A 7,289-nucleotide genomic window follows, 5' to 3' on the forward strand; every position below is an offset into this window, starting at 1 on the left:
GCTGTTGTTGACCGAGCGGGTGGCGAATTCGTCGTGATGCAGCACCTGCAGGAACACGTAGCGCCCCACCAGCGCGCACAGGCCAAGCAGGATCAGGCCGAAGCCCGCCAGCGCGCGGCGCCGGAACAGCTCGCCTTCGCCGCGGGTGTCTTTGTAGGTGCGCAGGCGTTTCATGGCCGGTGGCGGCGGGAATCGTAAATCGTAAATCGCCAATCGCCGCAGCGGTTGCGGGCGCCATGAACGAGATGCGCCAGGTCCGCGCGCGCACCGCCTTGACGATTCCCGATTCCCGGTTCCCGATTCACTGCTCTCACTGCAACCTCAATCGCATCCGCAAGTCGTCAAGCAACAGGAACAGGAACGGCCACAGCGCCGCGCTGACGAACGGCGAAGCCCACCACAAGGCCGGGGGCGTGGATTCGCCGGCGAAGGCGCGCACCACCAGCAGCAGGAAGCGATCGTTGACCAGCAGCGCCAGCACTGCCAGCGTCTGTTGCCACATTGGGAAGAAACGCAGGCGCGAACGGAAGCGCAGCGCGATGAAGGCCAGCACGCACAGGCGCAACGCCTGCTCGCCGAGCAATACGCCGGTCAGTACATCGGCGCAGATGCCCAGGATGAAGGCCAACCCCAGCGTGACGCGCTGATCGCCCGATTCCAACGCCCAGTACAGCAGCACCAGTGCCAGCCAGTACGGCTTGAACGCGTCGAGCACGTGCGGCAGCGGCACCAGCATCAACAGCAGCGCCGCGAACAGCGTGCCGGCGAACCACCAGAAGGACAGGCGCTGGCGGCTCATGGCGGAGTTCCTGTGCTTTGCGCGGATGCCGGTTTCGCGGAAACCGGTGCAGCGGTGTGCGGCGCAGCCGTTGTGGACGCCGGCGCGGGCGCGTCGCTTGCTGGGGGGCCGGCCGGCTGCGCCGGCGGCGGTGGGCCGGCCGCTTCGGCCAGGTCGTGCAGCACCAGCACTTCGTCGGCGCGGTCGAGGTCCGCGGTGGGTTCCGCGCGCGCTTCCAGGAACATGCCGCTGGCGGCCGCTTCCACGTTGCTGATCTCGCCGACCGGAAAGCCTTGCGGGAAACGCCCGCCAAGGCCGGAAGTAAGCAACTTGTCGCCCACATGCACATCGGCCGCCATCGGCACGTTCGGCAAGGTGAGCTGCTGGCCGTTGCGCGAGCCATAGGCGATGGTGCGCAGGCCAGTGCGCTGGACCACCACCGGCACGGCGTGATCCGGATCGGTCACCAGCATCACCATGGCGGAGTTCGGCAGCACGTCGATGATCTGGCCGACCACGCCGTGCGCGTCGATCACCGGCTGGCCGGCCTTGATACCGTCGCGTGCGCCAAGATTGATCATCATGCGATGCCGATAGGCGCCCAGGTCCACGCCGATCACGCGTGCCAATTGCACGTGCAATTCCAGACTGTGCTGGGTATCGAGCAGTTCCTTCAGGCGCTGGTTCTGCTCGGCCACCGCCGCCATGCGGTTGAGCTTGGCATTGGCCAGCAGCAGGTCTTCGCGCAGGCGCTGGTTCTGCTCGGTGAGCATGCGCCGATCGGCGAACGCCACGCCCAATGCATGGAAACCATCGGCCGGCAGGCTCGCCAGCCGGTAAACCGGCTCGACCACGATCGCGGTGGCATAACGCAGGCGCCACAGCCAGCCGTTGCGATGGTCCAGCACCATCAGCACCAGCGCCATGGCCAGGTAGAAGATCAGCCGCAAGGTGCCGGCGGCGGTACCGGCGAACAGGGGCGAGGATTCCTCGCGCGCGAGCGGCATGGCCTGACCCCCGGGGCGCGATTATTCGGGAGCGAAGAAATCGCTGCCGTGCTGGTCGATCAGCTCCAGCGCCTTGCCGCCGCCGCGCGCCACGCAGGTGAGCGGGTCGTCCGCCACTTGCACGTGCAGGCCAGTTTCCTCCGACAGCAGGCGATCCAGATCGCGGAGCAATGCGCCGCCACCGGTGAGCACGATGCCGCGCTCGGCCACGTCGGAGCACAGTTCCGGCGGGGTCTGCTCCAGCGCCGACTTCACCGCCGCCACGATGCCGGCCAGCGGCTCGTGCAGGGCTTCGAGGATCTCGTTGGAGTTGACCGTGAACATGCGCGGCACGCCTTCGGCCAGGTTACGGCCGGAGATCTCGATCTCCTTGACCTGGCTCTGCGGGAAGGCGCAGCCGATTTCCAGCTTGATGCGCTCGGCGGTGGACTCGCCGATCAGCGTGCCGTGGTTGCGGCGCACGTAGTTGATGATGGATTCGTCGAAGCGGTCGCCGCCCACGCGCACCGACTGCGAGTAGACGATGCCGTTGAGCGAGATCACCGCCACTTCCGACGTACCGCCGCCGATGTCCAGCACCATCGAGCCGCGCGCCTCATGCACCGGAATGCCGGCGCCGATCGCGGCGGCCATGGGTTCTTCGATCAGGAACACGTCGCGGGCGCCGGCGCCTTCGGCCGATTCCTTGATCGCGCGGCGTTCGACCTGGGTGGAACCGCACGGCACACACACCAGCACGCGTGGGCTCGGGCGCAAGAGGCGCGAGCGATGCACCTGGCGGATGAAGTGCTGCAGCATCGCCTCGGTCATGGTGAAGTCGGCGATCACGCCGTCCTTCATCGGACGCACGGTGGCGATGTTGCCGGGCGTGCGGCCGAGCATGCGCTTGGCGTCGCTGCCCACGGCGGCAACCGTGCGCGGGCCGCCCGGGCCACGATCCTGGCGGATCGCCACGACGGAAGGTTCGTTCAGGACGATACCCTGGCCGCGCACATAGATCAGCGTATTGGCCGTGCCAAGGTCGATGGAAACATCGTTGGAAAACATCCCGCGAAACTTCTTGAACATGGGGCCGCCGCGCACCGTCTCTGGCTAAAAAGTAAGCGCGCCAGTCTAGTCAGCAAATATCTTGTCCGCAAGGACATTTGCGTTAAAAAAGCAGTCATTTTGCGGGCAATGATGAAGAACGGGATGGCGCGATCTAAGGAACGAGTAACGGGAAACAGCGAACGATGCTTGCGCCAATGCGTCCATCCCGCGCATTCGGGCTTGGCAACCGGCGGTAGCGCACACGGCGGCAGAGGGCATTTTTCCGCTGCCTGTTCCCCGTTTCCCGCTCTGGCGCTACGATAATCCGTTTGCCGCCGTGGCCCAGCCACGCCCAGCCAACCCTATCGGGACCAACCAGCCCATGTCTGCCGTCATCTGCGGATCGCTTGCCTACGACACCATCATGGTGTTCCAGGACCAGTTCAAGAACCACATCATTCCCGATCAGGTGCATATCCTGAACGTGTCGTTCCTGGTGCCGCGCATGCGCCGCGAATTCGGCGGCTGCGCCGGCAACATCGCCTACAACCTCAAGCTGCTGGGCGGCGATCCGTTGCCGGTGGCAGCGGTGGGCCAGGATTTCGGCCCCTACCGCGAGCACCTGGAACGCTGCGGCATCCGCCTGGATTGCATCCGCGTGTTCGACGAGCAATTCACGCCGCAGTGCTTCATCACCACCGACCTGGACAACAACCAGATCACCGCCTTCCACCCGGGCGCGATGTCCAGCGCGCATGCCAACCATGTGCGCAACATCCAGGACATCAGCATCGGCATCGTCGCCCCCGATGGCCGCGACGCCATGCTGCAGCACGTGGATGAGTTCGCCGCGCGCGGCGTGCCGTTCGTGTTCGATCCGGGCCAGGCCATGCCGTTGTTCAACGGCGAGGAATTCCGGTCGATGATCGAAAAATCCACCTACGTGATCGTCAACGACTACGAATCCCAGCTGCTGCAGCAGCGCACCGGCTGGAGCGCCAGCGAGATCGCCTCGCGCGTGAAGGCCTATGTGGTGACGCTGGGGCCGCGCGGCTCGCTGATCCACACCGATGGCATCACGCACGAGATTCCGCCGGCACGCGAACGCCAGGTGGTGGACCCCACCGGTTGCGGCGATGCGTACCGCGCCGGCCTCATCTTCGGCATCATGAAGGGCTGGGATTGGCCGACCATCGGCCGCATGTCCTCGCTGATGGGCGCGCTGAAGGTGGAGCATCCCGGCACGCAGAACCAGCGCTTCACGTACGACGAGTTCGCGGCCGAATTCAAGGACCAGTTCGGCTACGTGCTGGGCTGAGCCGGACGAACCGCCATGTCGACGCTCGCCAACATCGTGGTCGCGATCATCGCGCTGATGCACGTGTGGTTCCTGATCCTGGAGATGCTGCTGTGGGACAAGCCCGCAGGCCGGCGTGCGTTCGGCACCAGCGCCGAATACGCCGCGCAGACCAAGGTGCTGGCCGGCAACCAGGGGCTCTACAACGGCTTCCTGGCCGCCGGCCTCGGCTGGGGCCTGATCCTGGGTGGCGCCGAAGGCATGCACGTGAAGCTGTTTTTCCTGGCCTGCGTGCTGGTGGCGGGCGTGTATGGCGGCCTCACCGCCACGCGCAAGGTGCTGTGGATCCAGGGCCTGCCCGCCGCTATCGGTATCGTGCTGGTGCTGGCGGGCTGAGGCCGTGGACGGTCACGATCGCGAAGCGGTCGGCGGGCGGTTCGACCCCGCACTGATGCTGCGTGCGCGCGAGCGGACCTGGACGGCGCTGCGCGGCATCCAGGCGCGCATGCGCGTGGGTATCTCCGAGCAGGAAGCCCAGGCCGAGGCCATGCAGGTGTTCCAGGCGCTGGGCGTTGAGCGGCTGTGGCACCCGGTGATCGTCCGCATCGGCCCCAACACCACGAAAACCTATCGCCAGCCCTCTCAACCGGACGTGCAACTGGGCGAAAACGACAGTTATTTCATCGACTTGGGCCTGGTGTTCGACGGCCACGAAGGCGACGTCGGCGATACCTTCGTGACCGGCCATGCGCCTGAGCGCCTGGCGTGCGCCCAGGCCGCACGCGAACTGCACCGCGAGGTGGCCCATGTATGGCGCCATGAAGGCTTGAGCGGCCAAAAGCTTTATGATTACGCCTGCGAGCGCGCCGCGGCGATGGGCTGGCGTTTCAACCATGCCATCAAGGGCCATCGCGTGAGCGATTTTCCGCACTCGGTGCACAAGGGCGGCAACCTGGGTGATTTCGAGCACAAGCCTGCGCAAGGCCTGTGGATTCTCGAGATCCAGATTGCCCACCCGACCGAACCGTTCGGCGCCTTTTACGAAGACCTGCTCGCCGAAGCCGCGCCATGAACGCGCAGGTTTCGGCAACGTTGCATACACATTTGAAACGTACCCTGCGGACCATGGATGGCCCACTCACCTTTTATCGCTCTCTTGCGTACTGAAGAGAGACAATAGCTTTCTGTTTCGACACACGACTTCTACTACGGAACCTAAGACAGTGGCCCGCCAAAAACCCCTTCACCTCTACCGCAACATCGGCATCATCGCGCATATCGACGCTGGCAAGACCACCACGACCGAGCGCATCCTGTACTACACCGGCAAGAAGCACCAGATCATCGACGTGCACGACACGAAAGATGGCAAGGGCTCCACGACGACCGACTACCTGGAACAGGAAAAGAAGCGCGGCATCACCATTCAGTCCGCTGCCGTGTCGACCGAGTGGAAGGGTCACCAGATCAACGTGATCGACACCCCAGGGCACGTGGACTTCACCATCGAGGTGAACCGTAGCCTGCGCGTGCTCGACGGTGCCGTGGTGGTGTTCGACGGCGTGGCCGGCGTGGAGCCGCAGACCGAAACCAACTGGCGCCTGGCCGACCAGTACAACGTGCCGCGCATGTGCTACGTCAACAAGATGGACCGCATCGGCGCCAACTTTAAGCACGCCGTGGACGGCATCAAGAACCGCCTGGGCGCCAACATCGTGCTCTGCCAGGTACCGCTGGGCAGCAGCGACGACTTCATCGGCATGGTCGACCTGATCGCCGGCCAAGGCTACATCTGGGACAGCAGCGACAAGGACAGCAAGTGGGAAGTCGTCCCGCTCGACCAGGTCGCCGACCATCCCAAGGTCAAGGGCTTCACCACCACCGCCGACAAGGAGTGGGTGGCTCAGCTCGCCGAGTTGCGCTCGCATAGCATCGAAAGCGCGGTGGAAATGGACGACGACGCCATGCACGCCTACCTCGACGGCCAGGAACCCACGCTGGAAACATTGAAGAAGTGCATCCGCAAGGGCTGCGTGGCCGGCAAGCTGGTGCCGGTCTTCTGCGGCTCGTCGTACCGCAACAAGGGCGTGCAGCAGATGCTCGACGGCGTGATCGACTACATGCCCTACCCGGGCGAGAACGGCGGCATCTCGATGGTGGACGAAGACGGCAACGTCATCGGCGAACAGAACGTCACCGACGACGCCCCCGTGCGCGCGCTGGCCTTCAAGGTGATCAACGACCAGTTCGGCACCCTCACCTTCACCCGCATCTATTCGGGCGTGATCAAGAAGGGCGACACGCTGCAGAACGTCACGCGCGGCAAGAAAGAGCGCATCGGCCGCATCGTGGAAGTGCAGGCCAACGCCACCAAGGAAATCGACGAAGTGCGCGCCGGCGACATCTGCGCGTTCGTGTCGCTGAAGGAAACCGAGACCGGCGATTCGCTCACCGATCCGCAGCATCCGGTGTTGCTGGAGCGCATGCGCTTCCCCGACCCGGTGATCAGCGTGGCGGTGGAACCGAAGAGCCGCAACGACATCGACAAGCTCTCCACCGCGCTCTACAAGATGGTGAAGGCCGACCCGTCGCTGCGCATGGAAGTGGACCAGGAAACCGGCCAGACCGTGCTCAAGGGCATGGGCGAGCTGCACCTGGAAATCACCATCGACCGCATGCGCACCGAGCTGGGCGTGGAAGCGAACATGGGCAAGCCCAAGGTCAGCTTCCGCGAAGCCTTCGGCCAGACGGTGGAACACACCTACACGCACAAGAAGCAGTCCGGCGGTTCGGGCCAGTTCGCCGAAGTGAAGATGATCTTCGAGCCGGGTGAACCGGGCAGTGGCGTGGTGTTCTCCGACGAAGTGGTCGGCGGCCGCGTGCCGCGCGAATACATCCCGGCGGTGCAGCACGCGATCGAAGTGGAATCGCGCCAGGGCCAGGTGGCCGGCTACGAAGTGCTGGACTTCAAGGCCCGCCTGGTGGACGGCAAGTACCATGACGTGGACTCCTCGGCACTGGCCTTCGAAATCGCCGGCCGCGCCTGCTTCCGCGAAGCCCAGAAGATGTCCAAGCCCAAGCTGCTCGAGCCGATCATGAAGCTCGAAGTGGTCACCGAAGCCGACTACCTCGGCGACGTGATCGGCGACATCAACCGCCGTCGCGGCTCGGTCAGCGA

The 7,289-nt window shown here is 64.9% G+C and carries 7 protein-coding genes; 4 read left to right on the plus strand and 3 right to left on the minus strand.

The window, feature by feature from the left end:
• Positions 1-310 precede the first annotated feature (310 nt).
• The 3 genes from mreD to ACTHNE_RS15810 are packed head-to-tail and all read right to left on the minus strand — an operon-like array spanning position 311 to position 2,853.
• Complete coding sequence (gene mreD / locus ACTHNE_RS15800; protein ID WP_324939680.1) at positions 311-799, minus strand: rod shape-determining protein MreD; 489 nt, start codon at positions 797-799, stop codon at positions 311-313.
• A complete protein-coding gene (mreC, locus tag ACTHNE_RS15805) occupies positions 796-1,785 on the minus strand; it encodes a rod shape-determining protein MreC (RefSeq protein ID WP_324939677.1) in 990 nt (329 codons plus the stop codon). The genes mreD and mreC overlap by 4 nt, the downstream gene beginning before the upstream one ends.
• Positions 1,786-1,806: 21 nt before the next feature.
• Positions 1,807-2,853, minus strand: coding sequence for a rod shape-determining protein (locus ACTHNE_RS15810; RefSeq protein ID WP_284320308.1), 1,047 nt, complete (start codon positions 2,851-2,853; stop codon positions 1,807-1,809).
• Positions 2,854-3,196: 343 nt separating this feature from the next.
• On the opposite strand from ACTHNE_RS15810, the gene ACTHNE_RS15815 reads away from it, so the two are divergent.
• From ACTHNE_RS15815 to fusA, 4 genes are all read left to right on the plus strand, one after another.
• A complete protein-coding gene (locus tag ACTHNE_RS15815; RefSeq protein ID WP_324939672.1) occupies positions 3,197-4,132 on the plus strand; it encodes a carbohydrate kinase family protein in 936 nt (311 codons plus the stop codon).
• Positions 4,133-4,147: 15 nt separating this feature from the next.
• Positions 4,148-4,507: a DUF1304 domain-containing protein gene (locus ACTHNE_RS15820; protein WP_324939669.1), complete on the plus strand. Its 360-nt coding sequence runs from the start codon at positions 4,148-4,150 to the stop codon at positions 4,505-4,507.
• Positions 4,508-4,511: 4 nt separating this feature from the next.
• On the plus strand, positions 4,512-5,183 hold the full coding sequence (locus ACTHNE_RS15825) for a M24 family metallopeptidase (RefSeq protein ID WP_324939666.1): 672 nt from the start codon (positions 4,512-4,514) through the stop codon (positions 5,181-5,183).
• A gap of 151 nt (positions 5,184-5,334) precedes the next feature.
• The coding region (gene fusA, locus ACTHNE_RS15830; RefSeq protein ID WP_440269751.1) for an elongation factor G at positions 5,335-7,289 on the plus strand (1,955 nt) is incomplete at its 3' end.

Origin of the sequence: Dyella sp. (assembly GCF_051954575.1) — a bacterium.
GTDB lineage: Bacteria > Pseudomonadota > Gammaproteobacteria > Xanthomonadales > Rhodanobacteraceae > Dyella_B.